Genomic DNA, 23,489 nt, shown 5'->3' with positions numbered 1-23,489 from the left:
CGAAATACCGGGAGCCGACATATTGCTGCAATTGCATTTCCCGGAGATTTCGGTTTACGCATCCATTGGATAATGGATAACCGCGCCGACTTTCGGCTCGTCCGGAGACAGCAGAAGGATGATCCGCAGCTTGCGCGCGCCTAGCCGCGGATGGTTGATGACGCGGGTGAGGGCGCGGTGCTCCTGCACGTCGTGCTCGCGCCAGAAACGCGTGAAGGCCGGGCTCGCCTTGGCGAACTCGGCGATCCTGGCCTGCATGCGCTCGTCGCCCGGCCACCTGGCCACCTCCGAGCGCCATCGGGCCACCAGATCCCTGGTGTCCTCCTCCCAGTCCGGGAGCCGGTCGCGCGCAAGCGGCGACAGCAGGACCCAGCGCAGGAAATTGCGCTGCTCCTGTGGCATCGCGCCCCAGTCGTCGTACCACTCGGTCGCCGCGGGGTTCCACGCGAGCATGTCGCAGTAGATGTTGGTGGCGTAGACCGGGAACTCGTGCCCCCGCATCAGCTCGACGAGGCCCCGCATCACCTCCCCCGCCGCCAGTTCGGGCTCCAGCGGCTGCGGGTTGGCCACCTGCCCGTGCGCGAGCGTGTGCATGTAGCGGCGCTCGTCCTCGGTGAGGCCGAGCACCCTGGCCAGGCTGTCGAGCACCTGCGTCGAGGGCCTGATGTCCCTGCCCTGTTCCAGGTAGGTGTACCAGGTGGGGCTGAGCCCCGCGAGGACCGCGACCTCCTCTCTCCGCAGGCCCTTGGTACGCCGATGCCCCCCCGTGGGCAGACCCACCTGCTCGGGGCTGACCCGGCCTCTCCTGCTGCGTAAGAACCTGGCCAGCTCCTGACGATTCCAGTCGTCACCTGACACTGGACCCCCTGTACGACCCCCACCGCGTTAACAATGACCGTGCAAAGTCCGGACCCGAGTGTAGAAGGCCTGACCCGAACTGTCATCGGTTCGTAGACCGATACGACAATCCATTTCGTCACATTGACATTGACCCGTTGCCGTGCCTCCGCCAAGCATTTCCATAGCGATCATTTGACAGGGGGAAGGTATGGAGTGGAATTTCGTCGGCCGAAGTCAGCAGCTCGCCTCGATCAGGGCGGCGCTGCGGGCGGCCAGGCCTGGACCGATCGTCATCACGGGGGAGCCCGGCAGCGGGCGCAGCTCGCTGGTCGAGCAGGCGTTACGCTCGCCGGAGGCGGCCGGCTACGACGTGGTCCGCCTGCACGCCTCCGTCACGGCGGCCGGCATCGCGGGCCGGGTCCCGAGCGCCCCCGTCAGGCCGCTGCTGCTGGTCGTCGACGACGCGCACCTGAGCGGGCACGACAGCTTGCTGGCGCTGCGGGAGCTCGGCCGCAGGAAGGTCGGCACCGTCATCGTCACCGCCCTGTCGGGGGAACAGGCCAGGCGCCCCGACCCCACCGACTGCCTGCGCTTCGAGCCTGGCACACGCAGCCTGGCGCTGCCGCCGTTCACGGTCGGCGAGGTGGCGGCCCTGCTCACCTCGCTGGCGGGCGGGCACGTCAGGCAGGCCACGGCCGCCGCGCTGCACGCGGCGACGAGGGGCAACGCCGCGCTGCTGCGCGAGTTGCTCGTCGGGCGCGGGCTCGGCGCCCGTCTCAGCCGCGCCCACGACGGCTGGGAGATTCAGCCGGTCACCGAGTGGCGCGCCAGAGCCGGTACGGCCGCGCCGCCCCTGCACCTGGTGGAGGCGACCTGGCAGGCGTGGTCGGGGCTGGCCTTCGACCGGGCCTACGAGCTGTGCAAGGCGGCCGCGTGGTGCGGGATGGGCCACCTGGTCGCCGTCCCGCTCGCGCACCTGCTGCTGCTGCGCGGCAGGCCGTACGACAGCATGAGGTTCCTCGACTCGCTGCCGGCGGGGGTGGTGGAGAACACCCCGCACCTGGCGCTGGCCAGGGCCATCAACCTGGCCTGCGGGCTGGGCAGTCCCGCGGCCGCGGGCGACTTCCTGCGACGGGCGGGCTCGCCCTCGCGGCCGATGTACGACGCCTACCGGGCGTGGGTCCTCGCGCTGACCGGGGCAGGCGCGGAGAGCGCGGCCAGGGTCGAGAGGGGCGACAGGGAGAGCGCCCTGTTCGCGCACGCGGCGCAGGCCATGGTGGCCCTGCGAACCAGGCCGCAGGAGGCGGTCTTCCACCTGCGCAGGGCGCTGGCGCTGCTCGCGGGCGGCATGGGGGCGGGTCCGCCGTGGCTGACGCCGCATCTGACGGCCTGCCTGATCGACGCGCTGCTGCTGGCGGGCAGGGAGGCCGAGGCGACGCTGCTGGCCACCGGGTTCCACGGCGGAGAGTCCGGCTCGGGATGGGACGTCGCGGTCGCCGTCTCGATGGTGACGACGGCGACCGCGGCGGAGACACCCGCCGCCTGAGTCAGAGCGGGATCCTGCGGAGCGCCAGGGTGGTGATGTCATCCGACTGCTCCGCGGTCCCGACGAATCGGCGCACGGCGTGGTCGACCGTGTCGAGCAGGCCCGCCGCCGGCCCCGCGCCACCGAGTGTCTCGATGAGCCGGTCGGTGCCGAACAGCCGGTGCTCGAGGTTGCGCGCCTCGACCACCCCGTCGGTGTAGGCGAACAGCGAGTCGCCGGGGGCGAGGTGGACGTGGCCGAGGGTGTAGGAGCTGTCGGCGAGCATGCCCACCGCGGGTCCCGTCGGCGGCAGCATGGTACGGCGGCCGTCGGCGTGCATCACGATGGGCGGGTTGTGTCCGCCGTTGATGTACAGCAGGTCGCCGGAGCGCGGGTTCAGCACGCCGAAGAACATCGTGGCGAAGTAGCCCTGCTTCAGGTGGTTGCGGGCCATGTACTGGTTGGTCCCTACAACGGCCTGGATGAGCGGCCCCGCGCCGAGCGACAGCAGCGGCAGCGTGCCGTCGTTCGACGCGCCGTTGACCGCCACGGCCAGGTCGTCGCTGACGCCCTGGGCCAGGCCGGTGTGCTCGGCGGTGTGCCGCAGCAGGGTCCTGATCAGTGCCATGAACAGCGCTGCCCCGACGCCCTTGTCGCACACGTCGGCCACGACGAAGGCCACCCTGCGCCCGTTGACGAGGGTGAAGATGTCGTAGAAGTCGCCGGCCACCTGCCTGGCGGGGCGGAAGCTGGCCGCGATCTCCCATCCGTCCATCGCGGGCATCGACTCCGGCAGGAACCCCGCCTGGATCTCGCGGGCGATGCTCAGCTCGCGCTCGTACTCGCGCAGGCTGGCCAGCGCCGCCATCTCCTCGACCGTGCTGCTGAGCTGCCAGCGCTCCCAGCAGGAGTTGACCCTGCTGCGCAGCAGGCTGGGAAGGAACGGCCTGGTCAGGTAGTCGAAGCCGCCGCGCACGCACTCCTCGAGCGCGGCCAGGTCCTCGCCGGGGAAGGCCACGATCGTGGGGGTGCGGCCTTCGACGACGAAGCGCCGGCTGACCAGCGCCATCCGGTGCAGCCCCACGGAGGCCGACACCAGCAGCAGGTCGGGGTGCGGCCAGGCGTGGTGCGTGGACAGGTCGTCGGGGGCGGCGTGCCGTACCTCGAAGCCTTCCTTTCGCAGCGCGCCGTCGAGCTCGAGCACCGCCTCGGAGGCGGCGTCGGCGGTCTCAGCTATCACGAGGGCATTCGGCACCGGCTTCTCCATCCCGTCCGAGCAGCCGCATGACGAGAATGTTGCGGTTGCGTCCCCCGACGAACTCGTAACTGAACTCGTCCACCTTCTTCAGCGCCAGCAGCAGGCCGTAGCCGCCCTCCTCACGCTGGCACGGCGGTACGGCCAGCCTGGGCGCGGGGTCGTAGAGCGTGGGATCGAAGGGTGGCGCGTCGTCCTCGATCCACACGCGCAGCCGGTCGGGCTCGATCTCACCGGCGATGTCCACCACTCCCCCGCAGCCGCGGTAGCCGTGATGGGCGATGTTCGTGGTGATCTCGTCGGCCGCCAGCCGCAGCCAATAGGTCTGGTGGGTGGTGAGGCCCGCCTCGCCGGCCAGGGCCTCGACGAAGTCGGCCACCACCCCTGGCATCGACGTGTTCGACCCGTCAATCCTGAGGCGATAGGCGAGCATCACGTCATCACGATGCTGCGGTCGAAGCCGGTGAGCCTGATGGTCTCGGCCACCTCGGGCTGCGTGCCGACCAGCGTGATCTCCGAGCCGCTCGGCAGCTTCTGGTGGGCGAACACCAGGCAGCGCACCCCGGCCGACGACATGTAGGTCAGCTCGTCGAGCAGGAGCACCAGCTTGCCGACCCGCCGCTCGACGGCCTCGCCCACGAGCTGGTTCAGCTCGGGCGCCGACCGCCCGTCGAGCTCGCCGGACAGCCTCAGCGTCGCGGTGTCCCCTTCGACGTTCATTCTCACCTGGAAACTCATTGTTCTTCCCTCTCGTGCGTGACCAGAACGAGGACGCTCCGCGGGCCGATCTCCACCTGGGACTGGTCGGCGAGCGGCGGTTCCGCCCCCGGCTCGTGGGCGTCCCACGGGGACGCCGCCGCGGTGTCGGCGAACAGGTGCCAGGCCATGCCGCGCGGCGGCGCAGGCAGGTCGAGCGTGTGGCCCTCCCAGTAGGAGTTGGCGGCGACGTAGACGCAGTCGTCCGCGCCGCCGTCGAACATCGCGGCCATCAGCCTGCAGTGGGTGGACCAGTCGGGCGCCCACGCGCGCACGCCGTGCCAGGTGACCTGCTCGGGGCTGCCGCTCCTGAGCACGGGGTGGGCCCGCCTGAACGCGATGGCCCTCCTGACGAAGGCGAACAGGTCGGCGTTGTCCTCGACCAGCCTCCAGTCGAACCACGTCAGCGGGCTGTCGTGGCAGTAGGCGTTGTTGTTGCCCCGCTGGGTACGGCCGGCCTCGTCGCCGGCGAGCAGCATCGGGATGCCCCTGCTGGCCAGCAGGAGCAGTAGGGCGTTGCGGGTCTGGCGGGCCCTGGTGGACAGGACCACGGGATCGTCGCTCTCGCCCTCGGCGCCGCAGTTCCACGACAGGTCGTTGTTGTCGCCGTCCCTGTTGTGCTCGCCGTTGGCTTCGTTGTGCTTGTGGTCGTAGGAGACCAGGTCGCGCAGGGTGAAGCCGTCGTGGGAGGTGACGAAGTTGACGGTGGCCGAGGTGCCCCTGCGGCTGTACATGTCGGGCGAGCCGACCAGTCTGGTGGCCAGCTCGCCCGTGACGCCGAGGTCGCCCTTGAGGAACCTGCGCAGGGTGTCGCGGTAGCGGCCGTTCCACTCCGACCAGCGGAAGTAGTCGGGGAAGCTGCCCACCTGGTAGAGCCCCGCCGCGTCCCACGCCTCGGCGATGAGCTTGCAGTCGCGCAGGACGGGGTCGTAGGCCAGCGACTCCAGCAGCGGCGGGTTGTGCAGCAGTTCGCCGTCTGCGCCCCTGCCGAGGATGGCCGCCAGATCGAACCTGAACCCGTCGATATGGAACTCCGCGGCCCAGTAGCGCAGGCAGTCGAGCACGAAGCCGCGCACCACCGGATGGTTGCAGTTGAGCGTGTTCCCCGTGCCGCTGAAGTTGTAGTAGTGCCCGTCGGGGGTGAGCATGTAGTAGGTGGCGTTGTCCAGCCCCTTGAGCGTGATGGAGGGGCCGCGCTCGTCGCCCTCGCCCGTGTGGTTGAAGACGACGTCGAGGAGCACCTCGATGCCCGCCTTGTGCAGCTCCTTCACCATGTGCTTGAACTCGTCGACCTGCATGTGATGGCGGCCCGTGGCCGCGTAGGAGGCCTTGGGCGCGAAGAAGCCGAGGGGGTTGTAGCCCCAGTAGTTGACGCCGGTGAAGATGTTGTCGGTCTCGTCGAACTCGAAGACCGGCATCAGCTCGACGCAGTTCACGCCGAGGCGCCGCAGGTAGGGGATCTTCTCCACCAGGCCGGCGTAGGTGCCGGGCGCCGCGACGCCCGAGGAGGGGTCCATGGTGAAGCCGCGCACGTGCAGCTCGTAGATCACCAGGTCCTCGTGCGGCAGCCGGGGCGAGCGATCGCCCTCCCAGTCGAAGTCGTCGAGGGCGACGCGCGACCTGTGCCGGTAGGGGCCGATGCCGGTGCTCATCCTGGCGTAGGGGTCGGCGAGGACCTGGGAGGTGTCGAAGCGGTGGCCCCTGTGCGGTTCGTGGGGGCCGTCCGCGCGGTAGCCGTACTCGATGTCCTCGGGGTCGAGGTCGAAGACGGTCATCGAGTGGACGCCGCCGATCCTGAACGCCTCGGGGAAGGGCAGCTCGGCCATCGGCTCGGGCGCGCCCGCCTTGTAGAGCACCAGCGACATGGACGTGGCGTGGTTGGAGTAGACGGAGAAGTTCACGCCGCCCGGCACCCTGGTGGCGCCGAAGGGCAGCGACCGTCCCGCGCGCACGGGGAAGCCGGCGATCCGATGGGTGGGGTAGGCGTCGATCGGCTCCAGCGCCCTCATACCGCCAGCGCCTCCTCCACGGACTCGACCACGGTGAAGAACCCGAGGAAACCCGTCGCGTCCATGACCGCGCGCACGTCGGACGGCAGCCCGGTCAGCGCCAGCCTGGCCGCGCTCCCCTGCGCGCGTCGGTAGATCAGCAGCAGCACCCGCAGCCCCGCGCTGGACATGTAGGTGGTGCGGCTCATGTCGAGCACCACCAGCCCCTCGTCGGGGAAGAGCGCCTCGAGGTCCTGCTGCACCTTGGGCGCCGTCGCGCTGTCGAGCGTGCCGTCCATGGTGATGACGGTGACCTCGCCCATGAGGTGTTTGCCAACGTCCATCTCTACTCCTCGACCGGTGCCAGGTGCGCGCGCACCGTCACGGGCACCGAGGTGTCGGGCAGCTTCACGGTCATCGCCGCCGCGTCGAACAGCTGGTACGGCGCGCCGTCCACCTCGACCCACTCGAGCCTGACCCTGCCGGGCGGCAGCGCGTCCGGTGCGACCCTCAGCACTCTGTCGGTGAACCCGTCCGGCCGCGGCTTGAACCAGAGCGTGAGCGGCTCCCCGTCCAGCAGCAGCCGCTGGTAGACGGTCGCCAGGAAGCACAGCTCGGCGGCGTGGCACATGCTCATCGAGTGGCTGCCCTTGAACCGCTCGTTGCCCAGCAGGTACGGGTGCCCGTCGGCGAGCACGTTGAAGTAGACGCCGCCCTCGTCGTGGTCGAGGAAGAAGGCGTTGTAGAAGGCGGCCGACTCCCTGGCCCTGCGCAGGAACTCGCCCTCGCCGGTCAGGCCGGCCAGGATCTGGTAGGCGAGGATCGCCTGCTCCTGCTGCCACCAGGCCTTGCGGTCGTGCCAGGTGAACCGGTGGATGCTCTGGCCGGACTCGAGCGTGCGCTCGACCACGTCGTACCAGCCGCCGCGCTGCGGGTCGCTGCCGTAGCCCGGCATCTTCCTGCCGATGCCGGTGGCGAGCCGCTGGTAGCGCTCCTTCGGCCGGATCGACATCATCCGCATCAGGTTCCAGGCGATCTTCAGGTTGTGGCCGACGACCGCCCTGTTCTGCTGCCAGTGCCAGGTGGTGTCGGGCGACCAGTCGGCGTGGAAGCGCTCCTGGACGTAGGGGCTGTCCTGTCGCGGCATGTGCTCGACGATCAGGTCGAAGGTCTCCTCGAGCATGGCGGCGTGCCGCTCGTCACCGGTGGCGAGGAACAGGTTGATCAGGTAGGCAGGGGCGTGGTCGCCGACGGAGTTCCAGTTCTTCCTCGACCTGTTGGGGCCGAGCGACTCGTGGTGCGGGCTGAGCAGGATCGGGTCGATGTGGGAGTAGTAGCCGCCCTTGTCGGGGTCGTGGAAGAACTTGGCGAACAGCCGCAGCGTGCCCTCGACGTCGGAGGCGATGCGCGGGTCGCCCGTCAGGCGGTAGAGCTGGGTCTGCCCCGCCAGGGCGTAGATCTGCTCGTACATCGGGATGGCGTCGTAGTCGTCGCCGAACTCGGAGGTGAACAGCTTGCGCTCGCCGCCGTCGCGCAGGTCGATGCCGTGGTACCAGTAGACGACGTCCTCGTCGCGGTCAACGAAACGCATGTGCTCGCGCAGGTAGGCGGCGCCGTGCTCGGCGACCTCGAGGAAGTCCTCGTCGCCGGTGAGCATGTAGGCGGAGGACATGCCGTAGATCATGCGGGAGATCGTGTCGGTCTCCTGCACGTGGTGGTCGACCTTGTCGCCGCCGAGCCGCAGCATGGTGCGGTAGGAGGCGTAGTCGATCGGGCCCTCGTTGCCGAACTGGGCCCTGCGGTAGAACCTGCCGAGCTCGCGGATCTGGCGCACCCACCAGTCGGGCTGTTCGAAGGTGTAGTCGCCGGAGGTCTTGCCGAGGAAGGTCAGCGACTTGGCCTCGACGGTGTACGAGCCGTGCTCGGGATAGAAGATCCCGTGGGCGAACAGGTAGCCGCCGGGCGTGAGCAACTGGTCCAGGTGGCCGGAGGCGTCGAGGTACGGCTCGGCCAGGTTGCGCAGGTACTGCGCGGTGGTGGTGGAGGTCAGCCGTACCTTGACCCGCCTGCCGTCGTTGGTCCTGAGGCCGATCACGCCCGCCTCGAAGTCGGTGACGTAGCCGGCGACGAGGTCGGAGAAGGTGAAGTCGGGCCGGTAGCCGCTCTCCGCGGGCTTCTCGGCCGCCACGAGGTCGATGATCATTCGGGCGAACTCGTGGCAGTGGTCGGCGCTGCGGGCCGTCACCAGGTCGCGGTCGACGACGATGTCCTGGTCGGTGTAGACGGCGCCCATGTTGCGCACGTCACCGATCAGGTTGTTGTGGCAGGTCACCCTGCGGTCCCTGACGACCTCGGGGATGGGCGAGGCGAGCCACAGGCCGTGGCAGATGACGCCCTTGACCAGGCGCGGGTCGGCGAAGGCGTCTCGCAGCAGCGTGACCGCGGGTGCGAGCTCGTGCACGTCCTCGCTGTAGCGCAGCCGGTCGGACACCATGCCCGACGGCACGATGAGCACGTCGATCGCGCTCAGGTCGGCGCTCTCCAGGTCCCCCGTCACCGTGAACGGCAGCTGGTACTCATGCCCTCGGAAGGTGATCGATTCCTGCCCCCACAGGCGGGTGAGGAACTCCACCCGCGCCCCTTCCTCGGTGAAGCGGCGCTGGTAGTAGTGCAGCTCGGGCTCGACGTAGTCGCTCTCCATCAGGATCGCGACCGTGCGTCCTGCCAGTCGCTTCTCACTCACGGTGCACCTCTCAGGTCGTCACGAGATCGACGAGGAACGGGCCCTGCTCGGCGAGCATGCGGGCGACGGCCGGCTCCACCTGGGCCGGCTTGGCGACCTTGACGGCCGGAACTCCGAGACCCCTGGCCAGCCTGACGAAGTCGATCTCGGGGTGGGACAGGTCGAAACCCTCGGGGTGGGGGTGCGAGGCGACGCCGCGCTCGCGCCAGTACTGCTCCAGGTTGTCGTCGAGCAGCTGGTAGCGGCGGTTGTCGCAGATGACGAAGCGGGCGGCGACGCCGTACCTGACGGCGGTCCACAGCGCCTGGATGGTGTACATGCTGCCGCCGTCCCCCGTGAAGGCGACCACCTCGGCCTCGGGCCTGGCCAGCTTGATCCCGATCGCCCCCGGGATGCCGACCCCGAGCGAGCCGCCCCTGGTGAGGAAGTAGCTGCCGGGCAGGCGCGGCGGCAGGTGCCTGAGCAGGGCGGGTGAGGAGGTCAGCGCCTCGTCGAAGACGACGAGGCCCTCGGGCGCGCGCCTGGCCAGCTCCGCCGCGAACAGGTCCATCATCGTGTCCCCGTACGGCTCGGCCGCCCGCTCCTGGAGCGGCTCGCCGGGGCCGAGGCGCTCGGCCAGCGCGGCGAGCGTGGCCTTGGGATCGGCGACGAGCGCGACGTCCACGGGGAAGTTCTTGGCGATCTCGTAGTCGTCGAGGTCGATGTGCACGACCGCGCAGCCCTGCGGGAAGGGGCTGTCCAGCAGCGGGAACACCTCGGGGAAGACGTAGGTCCCGACGATGAGGACCGCGTCGGCGCCCTCGAGCGCGGCCGCGCTGTGCTCGCCGAACATGTGGCCGAGCTGCCCCCTGTAGAGGGGATGGGTGGTGTCGATGTTCAGCTCGGAGGAGTCCACACCCCACACGGGCGCGCCGAGCGCCTCGGCGACCGCGGCCAGCTCGGCCTGGGCGCCGGACACCGACACCCCGTCGCCCATGAGCACGACGGGCCTGCGGGCACCGCGCAGGGCGGCCACCGCCCGCTCCAGTTCCCCCGGCACGGGCAGCGTCGCCTTGCTCGGGACCGTGCTCGGCACCGCGGGCTCGGTGGTCGGCTCGTCGAGCACGTCCATCGGCAGCGAGACGAAGACGGGGCCGCGCGGCGGCGTCATCGCCGTCTTGACCGCGCGGCGCAGCACCCGCAGCACCGAGCCCGGGTGGGTGACCCTGGTGGCGTACTTCGTCACGGGCCTGGCCATGGCGACCAGGTCGGCGGCCATCTGCGAGTCCATCGACTCGTAGCGCACGCCCGCCTCGCCCGCGATCACCACGAGCGGCGAGTGGCCGCGCTTGGCCTGGTAGAGCATGCCGACGGCGTTGCCGAGGCCGACCCCGGTGTGCAGCTGGACCAGCGCGGGCCGCGCGCCGGCCCTGGCGTAGCCGTCGGCGATGCCGACGGCCGCCGCCTCCTGCAGCGCCAGGATGTAACCCATGGCCTGCGTCTCCTCCAGCACGTCGAGGAAGCCCTGCTCGACCGTGCCGGGGTTGCCGAACATCAGCGAGATGCCGTCGGCCGCGAACTGCTCGAAGATCGCGTTCTTCGCTGGGCGCGCGGTCATGGTCACCAGCCGTAGCGTCGCAGGCCGGACTCGAGCACCTCGACCAGCTTCTCGCCCGCCGGGTAGGAGTCGGGAGTCGAGCGGGCGGTGACGAACGGGTAGTCCACGATCACCGACGTCTCCTTGCCCACGTTGCCGTGGTAGCGGCCGTCGGGCCCCGTCGCGTCGCGCAGGATGTACTCCAGCGGGTACGGCGGCGGCCCCATGTTGAAGTCCACGCCGAAGAAGCCGGTGCCGTCCTTGTAGTCGTACTCCTTGCAGTGACCCGTGACGTGCTTGCCCCAGAGGATGCTGGCCCTGTCCTCCCAGTCGCGGGCGAAGGCCAGGCAGGCGATGCCGTAGCACTCGGCCAGGATCGGCTTGCCGGCGCGCACGAAGGCCAGGACGAGGTCGTGCACCCTGCCGTTGTTGGCCAGGTCCACGATCGGGCCGCTGCCGCCGACGATGACGAGCGCGTCGTAGCGCGCGATGTCGTCGGCGACCCTGCCGAGTTCCCTGTAGTAGGCCTCGACCTTCCTGAGATAGCCGTCGGCGCTGTTGTAGGGGCGTTCGGGAATCCAGTCGGCGAGGCTGAGCGGGTCGTCGAGCCTGTTCGACTCGTCGACCCGCCTGGCCTCGACCGCCACTTCGGGGGTGGTCACCGAGCGGCCCAGCGGCGGGTCGACGTAGCCCGGGTCGAGGCTGGGCGGCAGGGCGTGCGCGCGCTTGCCCGTGGGCGTGGCGATGACGCTCTGGTAGCCCTGCCTGTCGAAGGCGGCCAGCGGGCCGACCAGTTCTTCGCCCCAATATCCGAACTCGGAGAGAACAATGAGAATGGTGCGCGACATCGATCACTCCCGTTGTTAGGTGAATCGTCCGCGTTCGGAGTCAAACAAGCGCCGCTATTCACCGGCAAGGCGCAGAATCCCATTCCGTCAAGTCAGCGAATTTCTCCGGCACTTCGTCAGGTGCCGCCTCGGGTATGCGGAATTCGTGTGCAGAATGCGAAACATGCACGAGCCGCACCGCCCGGTCCTGCTGGCCGTGGACGACGACGACCACGTGCTCCGCGCGGTCAGGCGCGACCTGTCGCGCGCCTACCGGGAGCGTTTCAGAGTCCTCGCGTCGGGGTCGCCGCTGGAGGCGATCCAGCTCCTCGACACGCTGCTCCAGCGTGGGGAGCAGCCCGCACTGATCCTGGCCGACCAGCGGATGCCCGAGATGACGGGCATCGCGTTCCTGGCCGAGGCCGCCAGGCGCTTCCCCTCCGCCAAGCGGGTCCTGCTGACCGCCTACGCCGACACGGGCGTCGCCATCGCGGCGATCAACGAGGTGCGGCTCGACCACTACCTGACCAAGCCGTGGGAGCCGCCGCAGGAGCGGCTGTATCCCGTGCTCGACGAGCTGCTGGCCGACTGGGAGTCCGGCTACGAGCCCCCGTACCAGGGGATCCGCATCCTCGGGCACCGGTTCGCGCCGGCCACGCACCGGCTGCGCGACCTGCTCACCAGACACCGCCTGCCGTTCAGGTTCGAGGAGGCGGCCTCGCCCGACGCCGACCTGCCGGTCGTGGTGCTGCCCGAGGGCGAGCGCCTGGTCAGGCCGAGCCACGGCGAGCTGGTGACGGCGCTCGGCCTGGCGGCCGAGCTCAGCCATCCGCACTACGACCTGGCGATCGTGGGCGGCGGGCCCGCGGGGCTGGCCGCGGCGGTCTACGCCTCCTCCGAGGGGATGGCCACGCTGCTGGTGGAGGCGTACGTGCCGGGCGGGCAGGCGGGCACGTCCAGCAGGATCGAGAACTACCTCGGCTTCCCCTCCGGCATCTCGGGGGTCGATCTCACGGGCAGGGCGGTGACGCAGGCGCTCAGGTTCGGCGTCGACGTGCTGGCCCCCGTCGAGGCGGTCGCGCTGCGCAGGGCGGGCAGGGCGTGCCTGCTGCGCCTGTCCGACGGCAAGGAGGTCACCGCCGCCTCCGTGCTGCTGTCGACGGGCCTGTCCTACCGCAGCCTCGACGCCGACGGCGCCGGGCGCTTCGAGGGGGCCGGCATCTACTACGGCGCGACGACCTCGGAGACCGAGTCGTGCGCCGACCGGCACGTCTGGATCGTCGGCGGCGCCAACTCGGCGGGTCAGGCCGCGCTCCACTTCGCCAGGAACGCCAGGCACGTCACCATGGTGGTCCGCTCGCGGGGGCTGGCCAGCGGCATGTCGGCCTACCTGGTCGACGAGATCGAGGCGACGCCCAACATCACGGTCAGGCCGTACACGACCGTGGTCTCGGCCGAGGGGACCGAGCGGCTGGAGCGCATCACGCTGCACGACGCGGCGACCGGCGCGAAGAGCACCGAGGAGGCCGAGTACGTCTTCACCTTCATCGGGGCCAGGCCGCGCACCGAGTGGCTGGACGGCATGGTCAGCAGGGACCAGCACGGGTTCCTGCTGACCGGGCCCGATCTCGGCCCCGCCTCGGCGCTGCCGGAGTGGGACCTGCCGCGCTCGCCGCTGCTGCTGGAGACGAGCGTGCCTGGCGTGTTCGCGGCGGGCGACGCGCGGGCGAACTCGGTGAAGCGGCTGGCCTCCAGCGTGGGCGAGGGCGCGATGGCGGTCGCCATGATCCACCGGTACCGGGCCGAGAGCTAGCCGAGCGGCAGCCGGACGACGAAGCGGGTGTCGCCGGGCACGGAGGTCGCCTCCATGGTGCCGCCGTGCCTGCGGGTGACGATGTCCATGCTGAGGTGCAGGCCGAGGCCTGTGCCCTTGCCGACGTCCTTGGTGGTGAAGAACGGCTGGAACACCCGCGGCAGCACGTCGGAGGGGATGCCCTGGCCGGTGTCGCGGATCTCCACCGCCGCGTGGCCGCCCTCGCACCTGGTGCTGATCGTCAGCTCCCCCGTCCCGCCCATGGCGTCGACGGCGTTGTCGATGAGGTTGGTCCACACCTGGTTGAGGTCGCCGGGGAAGACCTTCAGCGACGGCACGCAGCCGTAGTCGCGGCGCACGCTGATGCCGCGCAGCCTGGGCGCCATGAGGGCGAGCGTGGCCTCGAGGCCCTCGCGCAGGTCCACCTCCCGCTCGGGCGCCCTGTCCAGGTTGGTATAGGCGGCGGTGCGGCGCACCAGCTCGACGACCCGCTGACCGGCCTCGGCCGCGTCCTCGGCCAGCGCGCCGGCCTGCAGCGCCATGGCGAGGTAGGCGACGGCGGGGCCGAGCGCCTCCGGCCGCACCCGCGCGGCCAGCCCGTCGAGGACGGCGCCGCTGGTGCCGTGCTCGGCCAGGACGACGCCGAACTCGTCACCCTTCTCGCCGAGCAGGTCGTGCTCGTCGAGCCAGGTCTCGATCTCGTCGACGGCGTCGGCCGCGGCCAGCGCGTCCTGCGGATCGCGGTGGGCGTGGGCGGCGCGCAGCCGTTCGACCAGCCGGCGCTCCCCCTCGTCCGACAGCTCGCCCCAGGACATCGCCGCGGCCTCCAGGTCGGGCAGCGCGGACTTCAGCTCCCCTGTGGCCCGCACGGCGGCGGCCGCGGGGTTGTTGAGCTCGTGCGCCAGCCCCGCGGCCAGCATGCCGAGCCCCTGGAGCATGTGGCTGTGCCCGGCCTGCCGTTCCATGCCGTTGATGCGCATGGCGAGCACGGGCAGCAGGACCCTGCACACCTGCGGGCAGCGTTCCATCATGTCGAAGAAGGCGGCCCGGTCGTAGACCATGACCTGCGCCGATCCCACGGCGACCGCCGAGGCGAGGTAGTCGCCGCCCGTGAGCAGCGGCAGCTCCCCGGTGAACTGGTGTTCCATCCCGCCGCCGAGGTGCCTGGCCAGCACCTCCTCCCTCCCGCCGACGTCCTTGCTGATCACCAGCTCGCCGTCGAGCAGGACGAAGAAGGCCTCGGCCACCTGGCCCTCCCGGAAGATCATCTCTCCGTCGGCCAGTTCCTTGTACACGCCGGCCTCGGCCAGCCATGCGAGCTGCTCGCCGGAGAGCCCGGCGAACAGCTCGATCTCGGCGAGGCGGTCGGTCATCCGTGGGGGCGCAGGCACAGCTCCTCCGAGCCTTTCGTGTCGAGGACGTCGCCTTCGAGCCCGCGCAGCAGCCGGTAGCCGTGCGCGACGGACACGAGCGTCACGTGGTGGTGCCAGCCGGGGAAGGACCTGCCCTCGAAGTGCTGCAGCCCCGACTCGGCCGAGGCCCTGGTCAGCTCGGCCGCCGCCCTGTTGCGCAGGCCGACGAGCCCTGCCAGGTCGGGCAGCCGCGACCTGCCGTCGGCCAGCCAGATCGGCCTGGCGCCGGGACCCGCCTGCCACCTGTTCCCCTCGTACGGCCGGCCCGCGACGGCGTGCAGCCTGGGCCTGACGGGTTCGAGCAGCGGCCTGGCCGTGATCCCAGGGCCGATCGAGGCCAGCGTGTTGGGCGTGACGCGCACCAGGTACGGCAGGCCCCGCTCGGCGAGCCCTGCCAGCAGCGGGTCCACCTTGGGCGTCGCCCTGGCGTCGAGGACGATCGGCGCCGGCGGCAGCCCCCAGTCGATCACCATCTCGTCGATGGCCTCCAGGAGGTGCCGCCAGCGCGGCTTGCTGCGCTCATGGTGGGGCAGCCGCGTCCTGCCGCGCCTGTCGGGGTCCTCGTCCCACGAGCGGGGAAGCAGCAGCCGCCAGTTGACCGGGCAGCCGCCGTGCTCGCCCACCAGCACCAGGGCGAGCCCGACCTGACAGTTGACCAGGCGGCCCGCCGAGTGGACGAACTGGCGGGCCACCCCGACGGAGTTGGCGCCGTTCTTGGGGAACACGACCTCCTCGAGCACCCAGGCCTTCGGCCTGATCGCCTCGACCAGGAGCTGGGCCAGGCGCTGCCGTACCGGGGCCCAGTCCCAGGGGCTCTGGTTGACGAACTGCTGCAGGCACTGGTCGACCGGCCTGCCCACCACGTGGTCGGAGATCCTGCGGATCGACTTGCGCCCCGGCACCGACACCAGGCCCTGCACGTAGACCTCGCCCCACCGGCGCTGGTCCGACCGCAGGAAGGTGGAGAAGACGTCTTCGCAGAATGGCGTGAGCCAGGTCCCCCGCGATTGTACATTCGTGTATATGGCCATCTGGCCGCCCCTAATATTCGATATCTCCCCTTACGTAGTAATTATTGAAATATCACGGGGTTTGTGACAGAAGCCATTTATGGTGGCATCGCCAGTTCTATCTATGACACCGAGGTTAATTCGCGGCTAGCAGGAAGTCCGCCGCCCTTTCGGCGATCATGACAACCGTGGTATGGGGATGAGCCGTCACCAGCGACGGCATGACCGAGGCGTCGGCCACCCTGAGCCCCTCCACGCCCCGCACCCGCAGCTGCGGGTCTACCACCGCGTCCTGGTCGGTCCCCATCCTGCAGGAGCCGGCGAAGTGGTAGTAGGAGCCCGTGTTGGCCTTCACCCACTCCCTGAGCTGGGCCCGGGTGGTGACGTCCGGGCCCGGCGCGACCTCCGTGAGACCCCACTCGTCGGTGAAGGCCTTGGTCCGGTAGATGTCCCTGGCGATCTCGACGACGGTGACCGTGCGGTCGAGGTCGACAGGGTCGCCGAAGTAGTTGGCGTTGATCCTGGGGTGGGCGCAGGGGTCGGAGCCCGCCAGCCGTACCCACCCGCGGGAGACCGGCCGGACGACGCCGGACAGACTCAGGATCACGTGCGGGTCGACCAGCTCCTTCACGTCGGCGACCGGCTGCCCGGTCTGGACGCGCCTGATGACGTTGGCGAAGAACTTCTCACCGAACGGGGCTCGATGCACCAGGCTGATCTCCAGGTCGGGCACGGGCACACCGTCCTGCGAGCCGCAGAACAGCGCGGCCTCGGTGACCTGTCCCCTCGGGTCGTCGCCCGGCTTGGCCATGTAGCCGATCGGGCCGATGACCAGCGGGTGGTCGTGGAAGTTGGCCCCCACGCCGGGCAGGTCGGCCCGCACGCCGATGCCGAACTCGGCCAGGTGCCCGGGCGCCCCCAGCCCCGACAGCATCAGCAGCTTGGGCGACTGAATGGCGCCCGCGCACACGACGACCTCGGCCTCGGCCCTGGCGACCTGCGTGCGGCCCTCGCGCAGGTACTCCACGCCCACGCACCGGTCGCCCTCGAACAGCAGCCTGCCGGCGGGCGCTCCGGCCAGCGCGGTCAGGTTCGGCCGGTCGAGCGCGGGGTCGAGGTAGGCCTCGCGGGCGCCCCACCGCACGCCGTCCCTGATGTTGACGTGGTGCCAGCCCGCGCCGAACAGCCCCGCGTTGAAGTCGTCCAGGCGCGGGTGGCCGAGCTCCGCGCAGGCGTCGATGAACGTGCGCGAGATCGGGTTGCCGGTCTGCTCCGCGTCGGCGACCGTCATCGGGCCGCCCTTGCCGGCCAGCGGGTTGTGCCCGTCGAGCTGGTCCTCCAGCCGCTGCAGGTACGGCAGGACGTCGTCGAACGACCAGCCGGGACAGCCGTGGTAGGCCCAGCTGTCGTAGTCCTGCGGCCTGCCCCTGGTGTGCATCATGTGGTAGATGTTCGAGGTCCCGCCCAGGCCCCTGCCCGCGGCCGAGTAGACCTGGGTGCCGCCGAGTCCCGGCTGGGGCTCGCTCATGTAGGCCCAGTCGAGCTCCGTCAACAGCACCTCGTTCCACCTGTGCGGACTCCTGACCGCGGGGGTGACCCGCGCGTCGCCCGCCTCCAGCAGCAGGACGGTGGCGCCGGGGTCGGCGCTGAGCCTGGCGGCCAGCACGGAACCCGCCGCGCCCGCCCCGATGACGATGTAGGTGTAGCTGTCTGCCACGGTCGGCTCCTTCACACGATCAGGTCGGCCGCCCGCTCGCCGATCATGTTCGTGGCGGCGGCGGTGTTGCCTGCGGGGACGGTCGGCATGATCGAGGCGTCGGCGACCCTCAACCGGTCCACGCCGTGCACGCGCAGCGCCGGGTCGACGACCGCCAGAGGGTCGCGGCCCATCCGGCAGGTGCCGGCGGGATGCCAGACGGTGGTGGCCGTCTCGCGCACGTAGGCGCGCAGGTCCGCGGCGCGGCCCGGGGCGCTCTCCCTGTCGCGGAACGGGGTCATCGCCGCGGTGTGCGCCAGCTCTCTCGACAGCTCGATGCCGCGCACGAGCGCCTGGAGGTCGGCCTCGTCGTCGAGGTAGCGGGGGTCGACGACCGGCAGGTCGCCCGGCGAGCCCGAGCGCAGGGTGACCGTCCCCCTGCTGCGCGGCTTCACCAGCACGGGGGCGAAGGTGTAGACGGGGCCGTCGATCCTGTAGGCGTCCTCGACGAACTGCACGGGGCCGAACAGCAGCTGCAGGTCGGGGTCGTCGGGCGGGAACAGCCCCGCCTCCGCCAGCAGTTCGGGCATCGGCAGGTCGGCCGAGGCGGCGTAGGCGACGCCGAGGATCAGGTGGTCCTGCAGGTTCGCGCCCACGCCCGGCAGGTCGACGACCGGGGTGACGCCCCGCTCGCGCAGGTGCTCGGCGGGCCCGATGCCCGACAGCATGAGCAGCTGGGGCGAGGTCAGCGCACCGCACGAGACGATCACCTCGGCCGCGGCGTCGGCGCGGTGCCTCACGCCGTTCCGCACGTACTCCACGCCCGTGGCCGTCGTGCCGTCCAGCAGCACGCGGGTGGCCCGCGCGCCGGTCACGACGGTGAGGCGCGCGTGGCCGAGCAGCGGGTCGAGGTAGGCGGCCGCGGTGCTGACCCGCTCGTTGTCCTTCGTCCTGGTCGACTGGTAGAAGAACGCGCCCTCCTGCTCGACGCCGTTGTAGTCCCAGTCGTCGCCGCCGGGGAAGCCCAGCTCCGCCGCGCCCCTGACGAACGCCTGCGAGACAGACGAGGGCCTGGCGAAACGGACGACCCGGAGGGGACCCGCCTCGCCCCTGTACCGGTCGGCGCCGTTCTCGTAGTCCTCGGCGCGTCTGAAGCACGGCAGCACGTCCTCGTAGGCCCAGCCCTCGTTGCCCTGCCCGGCCCAGTGATCGAAGTCGCGGCGGTTTCCCCTGACGTACAGCATGGCGTTGACCGAGGTGCCACCGCCCAGCACCTTGCCCTGCGGCAGTGCGATACGGCGGCCGTTCAGTCCCCGCTGGGGTTCGGTGAGGTGCTGCCAGGTGACCTCGGGGTCCCCCCACAGCGAGGCCATGGAGGGGATGTCGGTTCTGCGGATCTCGTCGCGGTCGGCGGGTCCGCCCGCCTCCAGCAGCAGGACGCTCGCGCCCGTGCGCTCGACCAGCCTGGCTGCCAGCGCGGCGCCGGCCGCGCCGGCGCCCACGACGACGTAGTCGTAGCCGGCCATCAGCGGCTCTCAGGCCCGATGATCCAGTGCTCCCTGGTGAGGAGGCGGTGGATGTACCTGGGCTCGACGAACGACTCCAGATCGGCCTGCGCCTTGGCGAACTCGGCGGAGGACAACGCCTCGTCCAGCGCCTGCCGGTCGGGGAAGGACAGCAGGTAGGCGGCGTCCAGCACGGCCTCGCCGATGCCGTAGTAGCCGTCCCTGGTGTGGCACTGCAGGTACCGGCGCAGGCCCGGCACCCTGCTCATCAGGTCGGCGTGCTCGCCGAGGCTGTGGCTCCTGAAGTCGCGCAGCGGCAGACCCTCCCTGCGCTTGACCAGCACGATGAGCTTCACCCCCGCTTCGGGCGCGAGCTCGTCGCCCTTGACGATCTCGTGGGCGTCGGTGTCGAGGACGACCGTCCGCCAGAAGGCCGCCCACGTGGGCTCGTCCTTGCGCGCGCCCTCGAGGAACTCGGGCGTCTGGAGCGACTCCAGCTGCTCCTTCTCGTCGCGCAGCCAGATCTCCGCGACACCGCTCCACAGCTCGTTCTCGAAGGGGATCGTGGTGTCGATCAGGTACTTCCTGATCTGCGGGATCTTGCTGGCGTACTTCACCGCGTGCACCTCGACCCAGTACCGCTGGAAGTCCTCCTCCGACATTCCGGGCTTGGGCGCCGCGAAGATGAGTTGATGAATCACCGCAATCCTCCGTCACTGCGTAGGTGGAACCGACGTTAGGGAGCGGGGCGCGCGCACCGGAAGGACGCCGCGGGGACCTGGTCAAGTAGGCCCGGACACTCCGTGCGCTGCGACACCGCGTCAGGGCCGGGTCAGGGCAGGGCGATCGACTGCGCGTGCCTGAAGACGTCGCGCGGGTCGTAGGCGGCCTTGATCCGCTGGAGCCTCGGGTAGTTGTCCTTGTAGTAGAGCGTCTGCCACGGGACGCCCGACCGGTTGAAGGCGGGATCGGTGATGTCGGGGTCGGGGTTGTTGATGTAGCAGCCGTCGGCCTGCGAGTTGGGCGCCGGGTAGCCGCCGGTGGCCGACCACACCGACCCGTACAGCTCGCGCAGCCAGCCGATGTTGGCGGCGTCGGCCGCCGGGTCCTGCCACTGGGTCTCGAACAGGGTCCAGAACGCGGCGCCGCGGTGGACGAGCGCGGTCCTGTTCGCGGGGACCGCGTTGACCGCACCGCCGCTGAAGCCCGCGAGCGTCACGGCGCCCGCCGGGTTGGCGAAGTCGGTGCGGGTCAGCGCCCGGTACATCGCCGCCGCCTGCGCCTGGGTGTAGCCGGTGCGCAGGTAGGCCGACTTCGACGCGCCGCGCAGCGTCGGGTTGATGAAGGAGGGGATGCTGGCGGCTATCAGCCGTACGGCGTGCAGCCACGGCAGCTTCTGCGCGGGCTGGGCGGCGACCACCGCGTCCACGCCGAGCCCCTCGGTGAGCGCGCCCAGGTAGTCGCCCAGCAGCTGCTGCGCGCCCGGCGCGGTCGCGTCGACCTGGGTCAGCAGGAAGACGTTCTGGGCGGAGCGGTGGGCGAGCGAGGCGACGCCCGACAGCACCCTGGCGGGCGAGGTGGGCGCGGCGTGCTGCTCGTACCAGCGGCCCCAGTTGGTGACCAGCCGGGTGAACTTCGCCTCGTCCAGCGCGCTCCACGGTATGCCCACCGCGCTCAGCAGCACGTCCTTGGGCGGCTTGACCAGCAGCCTGCCCGGATCGGCGCCGCTCGTCCCCGGGGTGCGGAACCAGAAGCGCGTGACGATGCCGAAGTTGCCCCCGCCGCCGCCCGCGCTGGCCCACCACAGGTCGTGGTGGGGGTCGGCCGGGTTGCGGCCCGCCACCACCGCGCGGGCGGTGCCGGAACGGTCGACCACGACGATCTCGACCGCCTCCAGGTGGTCGATCACCGCGCCGAACTGCCTGGACAGGAAGCCGTAGCCGCCACCTGTGGCGTGGCCGCCGATGCCGACCGTGGGGCACATGCCGCCGGGGAGCGTGACGCCCCACTTCTTGAACAGCGTCTCGTAGACGGCCGACAGGCGCGCGCCGCCCTCGACGGCGAAGGCCTGGCGGCGCGGGTCGAAGGAGACGCCGCCGAGGCCGGACAGGTCGATGACGACGTCGACCTCGGAGTTGAACACGAACGGGGCCAGGCAGTGGCCGCCCGAGACCACCGACAGCCGTTTGCCCCTGTCGACCGCCTCCTGCACGGCGCGCACGACCTGGTCGGTGGAGCTGACCAGGCGGACGTAGTCGGGCGTGCCGACCCAGCGCTGGTTGTAGCCGACGGTGAGTTCCTGGTAGCGGGGGTCGTCGGGAAAGATGTTCACCGCCGCCGTCACGGGGGCGCACGTCTGGCCGCCGGCCTCGTACCCGCTGATGCCCGCTCCCGCCACGGCGGCAAGGGGAGCGGCCCCGAGTAAGCCTCGTCTCGTCATTCCCATCATGAGGCTCATGATTGACGAACGGTCCTGCGAAGGCTCTGGGCAGCTAACGGAGTCACCGGCTTTCGATCAGGTCTCGACCAGCCGCTGCCCCAGGTAGTCATCGTCGCCGGTCAGGCCGGGCAGCGCGAAGTAGAAGCCGCCGCCCTCCGGGCGGGTGAACCGCTCCATCGGCTCGCCCTTCAGCCTGGCCTGCGACTGCAGGAAGTTGGCGAGCCTGCGCTGGTAGCTGACGAAGGCGAGGCCCTGGTCGTCGAGCCCGCGGGCATAGTTGAAGCCCCTGCGCAGCATCGCCTTCTCCGCGCCGGCCGTGCGCGGGTTGGCCAGGCGGATGTGCGCGTCGAGCGGGGTGAGCCTGCCGTCGGGGTCGTCGCGGTAGCGGGGGACGTCGGTCTCCTTGGTGCCGTCCAGCGGCGCGCCGCTGTCCTTGCGCCGTCCCACGACGCGTTCCTGCTCGGTGAGTGAGGTGCCGTCCCACTGCTCGACGAGCAACCGGATCAGGCGGACGGCGACGTAGCTGCCGCCCACGGCCCAGGCCGGCTCGCCGTCGTCGGCGCCGACCCAGACGGCCTTGTCCATCACCGCGGGCTTGCCCGCGTCGGGGTTGCCGGTGCCGTCCTTGAAGCCGAGCAGGTTGCGCATGCCGGTCGTGCCCGCCCTCGCGGTGGCGTCCGGCCTGGCGAAGCCGTCCTGCGACCAGGCCGGTGCGAGGCCGCCCTTGGTGGCCCTGACGGCCGCGCGCAGCGCGTGCACGCACACGTCGGGGTGGTCGCCCTGCAACAGCAGCAGCAGGTCGCCGTGGGTGCGGGCGGGATCCAGCACGTCGTTGGCGAGCACGCCCATCGGCACGAGCTCGGCGGGTTTGGCGGCGGCCAGACCGTACCTGCGGTCGAACAGCGACGCTCCGACGCTGAGCGTGGCCAGCACATGCTGGCGGCCCTGGCCGAGCAGCAGCGCGCTGTCGGAGGGCGGCAGGTCGGCGGTGGCGGGCGCGAGGGCACGGCCCGCCATGAGCCTTTCGAGCTCGGCCGACAGCGCGCGCAGCGTGCCGGTGAGCGCTCGCCTGTCGGGGTCGAGGCAGCGGAAGGCGACCAGCAGGCACGCCGACGCGGGCCCGGTCAGGATGCCCGGCTGGTGCGCGGCCCTGAACGTGGCCCGCGCCACCCTGGCGCCGCCCTGCGACATGAGCTCCTGCGGGGCGGGAGTGTCCTGCCGTACGGCGCTCGCCAGCGCCGACGCGCCCGCGGCCCCCACCGCCAGGCCCGCGCCGCCGGCCGCCGCGCCGGTCAGGAACGCCCGCCTGGACGGCCTGCTCTGGCGTTCGTCTCGTGACATCACGCGTCAATGGTGTGCTCGGCGGTCGAGGTGGAGCACCTAATCCAGACGGAGTCCGTTATGTCGGCGAGGATGCGACGGCCGCCTCGCGGCGGCGCACCAGCGGCGGTTCGCCGGCCGTTCGGCGGCATGGTCAGAGGCGGTCGAGGAGCTGCCGCAGCTCGGTGACCTCGGCCTGCTGGGTGCTCTCGATCGTCTCGGCCAGCTCCTTGGCCGCGGGATCGGCACCGTCGGCCTTCTCGGTGCGGGCCATCTCGATCGCGCCCTCGTGGTGGGCGATCATCAGCTCCGCGAAGCGCCTGTCGAAGGCGGCGCCCTTGGCCTGCTTCAGCTCCTTCATCTGCTCCTCCGACATGATGCCGGGCATCGCGTGGCCCATCCCGCCAGAGGGTACGGGCCGGCCCCACGCCTTCAGCCATCCCGTCATGGTCTGGATCTCCGGGTCCTGGGCCGCCTTGATCTTCGCGGCCAGCTTCTTGATCTCCGGATCGGCGGCACGCGTAGCGGCGAGGTCCGCCATCTCCACGGCCTGCCGGTGGTGCGGGATCATCATCCGCGCGAACATCACGTCCGCTTCGTTGAAGGCGGCCGCCGTGGTGGCGGCAGGAGTGGTGGCGGCAGGAGCGGCGCTCGGCGCGGCCGCCATGTCGTGTCCCGTCGTGGAGCCGCAGGCGGTGAGCAGCGCGAGCGCGCCCGCCGCGAGCAGGACTCGGATCTTGGCCATGATTCTCCGTAGTTGGTGATATCGCTGGACAGAGCAGT

At 70.8% G+C, this 23,489-nt stretch carries 19 protein-coding genes; 2 read left to right on the top strand and 17 right to left on the bottom strand.

Going from position 1 to position 23,489, the window contains the following annotated elements:
• Positions 1 to 54: 54 nt before the first annotated feature.
• Entirely contained in the window at positions 55 to 858 is an 804-nt protein-coding gene (locus tag AC3EO4_RS39370; RefSeq protein ID WP_379574388.1) for a helix-turn-helix transcriptional regulator, read from the bottom strand.
• Positions 859 to 1,048: 190 nt separating this feature from the next.
• Between AC3EO4_RS39370 and AC3EO4_RS39365 the strand changes: the two genes are divergently transcribed.
• Positions 1,049 to 2,386 (top strand): ATP-binding protein, encoded by a 1,338-nt coding sequence (locus AC3EO4_RS39365; protein WP_431900521.1) that lies wholly within the window; start codon positions 1,049 to 1,051, stop codon positions 2,384 to 2,386.
• A gap of 1 nt (position 2,387) precedes the next feature.
• Here the strand turns inward: AC3EO4_RS39365 and AC3EO4_RS39360 are convergent, their stop codons facing one another.
• From AC3EO4_RS39360 to AC3EO4_RS39325, 8 genes are read right to left on the bottom strand one after another with little or no spacing between them, the layout of a single operon-like run.
• A complete protein-coding gene (locus AC3EO4_RS39360) occupies positions 2,388 to 3,620 on the bottom strand; it encodes a PP2C family protein-serine/threonine phosphatase (RefSeq protein WP_431900519.1) in 1,233 nt (410 codons plus the stop codon).
• Complete coding sequence (locus AC3EO4_RS39355; protein WP_431900551.1) at positions 3,595 to 4,053, bottom strand: ATP-binding protein; 459 nt, start codon at positions 4,051 to 4,053, stop codon at positions 3,595 to 3,597. Before AC3EO4_RS39355 ends, AC3EO4_RS39360 begins: the two co-directional genes overlap by 26 nt.
• On the bottom strand, positions 4,053 to 4,358 hold the full coding sequence (locus AC3EO4_RS39350) for an anti-sigma factor antagonist (protein WP_379574385.1): 306 nt from the start codon (positions 4,356 to 4,358) through the stop codon (positions 4,053 to 4,055). Before AC3EO4_RS39350 ends, AC3EO4_RS39355 begins: the two co-directional genes overlap by 1 nt.
• Positions 4,355 to 6,385, bottom strand: coding sequence for a glycogen debranching protein (locus AC3EO4_RS39345; protein WP_379574384.1), 2,031 nt, complete (start codon positions 6,383 to 6,385; stop codon positions 4,355 to 4,357). The genes AC3EO4_RS39350 and AC3EO4_RS39345 overlap by 4 nt, the downstream gene beginning before the upstream one ends.
• A complete protein-coding gene (locus tag AC3EO4_RS39340) occupies positions 6,382 to 6,708 on the bottom strand; it encodes an STAS domain-containing protein (RefSeq protein ID WP_379574383.1) in 327 nt (108 codons plus the stop codon). The genes AC3EO4_RS39345 and AC3EO4_RS39340 overlap by 4 nt, the downstream gene beginning before the upstream one ends.
• Before the next feature lie 2 nt (positions 6,709 to 6,710).
• Positions 6,711 to 9,107, bottom strand: a complete 2,397-nt coding sequence (locus AC3EO4_RS39335) for an AGE family epimerase/isomerase (RefSeq protein WP_379574382.1) — start codon at positions 9,105 to 9,107, stop codon at positions 6,711 to 6,713.
• A 10-nt stretch (positions 9,108 to 9,117) separates the two neighbouring features.
• Positions 9,118 to 10,704 (bottom strand): thiamine pyrophosphate-binding protein, encoded by a 1,587-nt coding sequence (locus tag AC3EO4_RS39330; RefSeq protein WP_379574381.1) that lies wholly within the window; start codon positions 10,702 to 10,704, stop codon positions 9,118 to 9,120.
• A gap of 2 nt (positions 10,705 to 10,706) precedes the next feature.
• A complete protein-coding gene (locus tag AC3EO4_RS39325) occupies positions 10,707 to 11,531 on the bottom strand; it encodes a type 1 glutamine amidotransferase domain-containing protein (protein ID WP_379574380.1) in 825 nt (274 codons plus the stop codon).
• Between the two features lie 163 nt (positions 11,532 to 11,694).
• Here AC3EO4_RS39325 and AC3EO4_RS39320 point away from each other — a divergent pair, with 163 nt between their 5' ends.
• Positions 11,695 to 13,323, top strand: a complete 1,629-nt coding sequence (locus AC3EO4_RS39320; protein WP_379574378.1) for an NAD(P)/FAD-dependent oxidoreductase — start codon at positions 11,695 to 11,697, stop codon at positions 13,321 to 13,323.
• On the opposite strand, the gene AC3EO4_RS39315 is transcribed toward AC3EO4_RS39320, so the two are convergent.
• The 8 genes from AC3EO4_RS39315 to AC3EO4_RS39280 all read right to left on the bottom strand — a co-directional run bounded on the left by AC3EO4_RS39315 (position 13,320) and on the right by AC3EO4_RS39280 (position 23,451).
• Positions 13,320 to 14,696 carry a sensor histidine kinase gene (locus tag AC3EO4_RS39315; RefSeq protein WP_431900516.1) on the bottom strand — a complete coding sequence of 459 codons (1,377 nt, stop codon included), beginning with the start codon at positions 14,694 to 14,696 and terminating at the stop codon, positions 13,320 to 13,322. The two genes, AC3EO4_RS39320 and AC3EO4_RS39315, sit on opposite strands and share 4 nt — an antisense overlap.
• The gene (locus tag AC3EO4_RS39310; protein WP_379574376.1) at positions 14,693 to 15,766 is read right to left on the bottom strand and encodes an IS701 family transposase; all 1,074 of its coding nucleotides are present in this window, start codon (positions 15,764 to 15,766) and stop codon (positions 14,693 to 14,695) included. The genes AC3EO4_RS39315 and AC3EO4_RS39310 overlap by 4 nt, the downstream gene beginning before the upstream one ends.
• Before the next feature lie 115 nt (positions 15,767 to 15,881).
• Positions 15,882 to 17,462, bottom strand: a complete 1,581-nt coding sequence (locus tag AC3EO4_RS39305) for a GMC family oxidoreductase (protein WP_379574375.1) — start codon at positions 17,460 to 17,462, stop codon at positions 15,882 to 15,884.
• A gap of 11 nt (positions 17,463 to 17,473) precedes the next feature.
• The gene (locus tag AC3EO4_RS39300; RefSeq protein ID WP_379574374.1) at positions 17,474 to 18,967 is read right to left on the bottom strand and encodes a GMC family oxidoreductase; all 1,494 of its coding nucleotides are present in this window, start codon (positions 18,965 to 18,967) and stop codon (positions 17,474 to 17,476) included.
• Positions 18,967 to 19,647, bottom strand: a complete 681-nt coding sequence (locus AC3EO4_RS39295) for an EthD domain-containing protein (RefSeq protein WP_379574373.1) — start codon at positions 19,645 to 19,647, stop codon at positions 18,967 to 18,969. The genes AC3EO4_RS39300 and AC3EO4_RS39295 overlap by 1 nt, the downstream gene beginning before the upstream one ends.
• Before the next feature lie 131 nt (positions 19,648 to 19,778).
• Positions 19,779 to 21,386 (bottom strand): FAD-binding oxidoreductase, encoded by a 1,608-nt coding sequence (locus AC3EO4_RS39290; RefSeq protein ID WP_431900513.1) that lies wholly within the window; start codon positions 21,384 to 21,386, stop codon positions 19,779 to 19,781.
• 75 nt (positions 21,387 to 21,461) lie between these two features.
• The gene (locus AC3EO4_RS39285; RefSeq protein WP_379574573.1) at positions 21,462 to 22,727 is read right to left on the bottom strand and encodes a Dyp-type peroxidase; all 1,266 of its coding nucleotides are present in this window, start codon (positions 22,725 to 22,727) and stop codon (positions 21,462 to 21,464) included.
• 133 nt (positions 22,728 to 22,860) lie between these two features.
• On the bottom strand, positions 22,861 to 23,451 hold the full coding sequence (locus AC3EO4_RS39280) for a DUF305 domain-containing protein (protein ID WP_431900512.1): 591 nt from the start codon (positions 23,449 to 23,451) through the stop codon (positions 22,861 to 22,863).
• Positions 23,452 to 23,489: the final 38 nt, after the last annotated feature.

It is taken from the genome of Nonomuraea sp. bgisy101 (assembly GCF_057708945.1).
This window is presented reverse-complemented; position numbering and strand designations above follow the sequence as displayed.

Coding starts and splice junctions, on each gene's coding strand:
- AC3EO4_RS39280 (WP_431900512.1), bottom strand. CDS start 23,451: ATGGCCAAGATCCGAGTCCTGCTCGCGGCGGGCGCGCTCGCGCTGCTC.
- AC3EO4_RS39310 (WP_379574376.1), bottom strand. CDS start 15,766: ATGGCCATATACACGAATGTACAATCGCGGGGGACCTGGCTCACGCCA.
- AC3EO4_RS39355 (WP_431900551.1), bottom strand. CDS start 4,053: ATGCTCGCCTATCGCCTCAGGATTGACGGGTCGAACACGTCGATGCCA.
- AC3EO4_RS39315 (WP_431900516.1), bottom strand. CDS start 14,696: ATGACCGACCGCCTCGCCGAGATCGAGCTGTTCGCCGGGCTCTCCGGC.
- AC3EO4_RS39365 (WP_431900521.1), top strand. CDS start 1,049: ATGGAGTGGAATTTCGTCGGCCGAAGTCAGCAGCTCGCCTCGATCAGG.
- AC3EO4_RS39330 (WP_379574381.1), bottom strand. CDS start 10,704: ATGACCGCGCGCCCAGCGAAGAACGCGATCTTCGAGCAGTTCGCGGCC.
- AC3EO4_RS39345 (WP_379574384.1), bottom strand. CDS start 6,385: ATGAGGGCGCTGGAGCCGATCGACGCCTACCCCACCCATCGGATCGCC.
- AC3EO4_RS39350 (WP_379574385.1), bottom strand. CDS start 4,358: ATGAGTTTCCAGGTGAGAATGAACGTCGAAGGGGACACCGCGACGCTG.
- AC3EO4_RS39320 (WP_379574378.1), top strand. CDS start 11,695: ATGCACGAGCCGCACCGCCCGGTCCTGCTGGCCGTGGACGACGACGAC.
- AC3EO4_RS39290 (WP_431900513.1), bottom strand. CDS start 21,386: ATGACGAGACGAGGCTTACTCGGGGCCGCTCCCCTTGCCGCCGTGGCG.
- AC3EO4_RS39325 (WP_379574380.1), bottom strand. CDS start 11,531: ATGTCGCGCACCATTCTCATTGTTCTCTCCGAGTTCGGATATTGGGGC.
- AC3EO4_RS39340 (WP_379574383.1), bottom strand. CDS start 6,708: ATGGACGTTGGCAAACACCTCATGGGCGAGGTCACCGTCATCACCATG.
- AC3EO4_RS39285 (WP_379574573.1), bottom strand. CDS start 22,727: ATGTCACGAGACGAACGCCAGAGCAGGCCGTCCAGGCGGGCGTTCCTG.
- AC3EO4_RS39300 (WP_379574374.1), bottom strand. CDS start 18,967: ATGGCCGGCTACGACTACGTCGTCGTGGGCGCCGGCGCGGCCGGCGCC.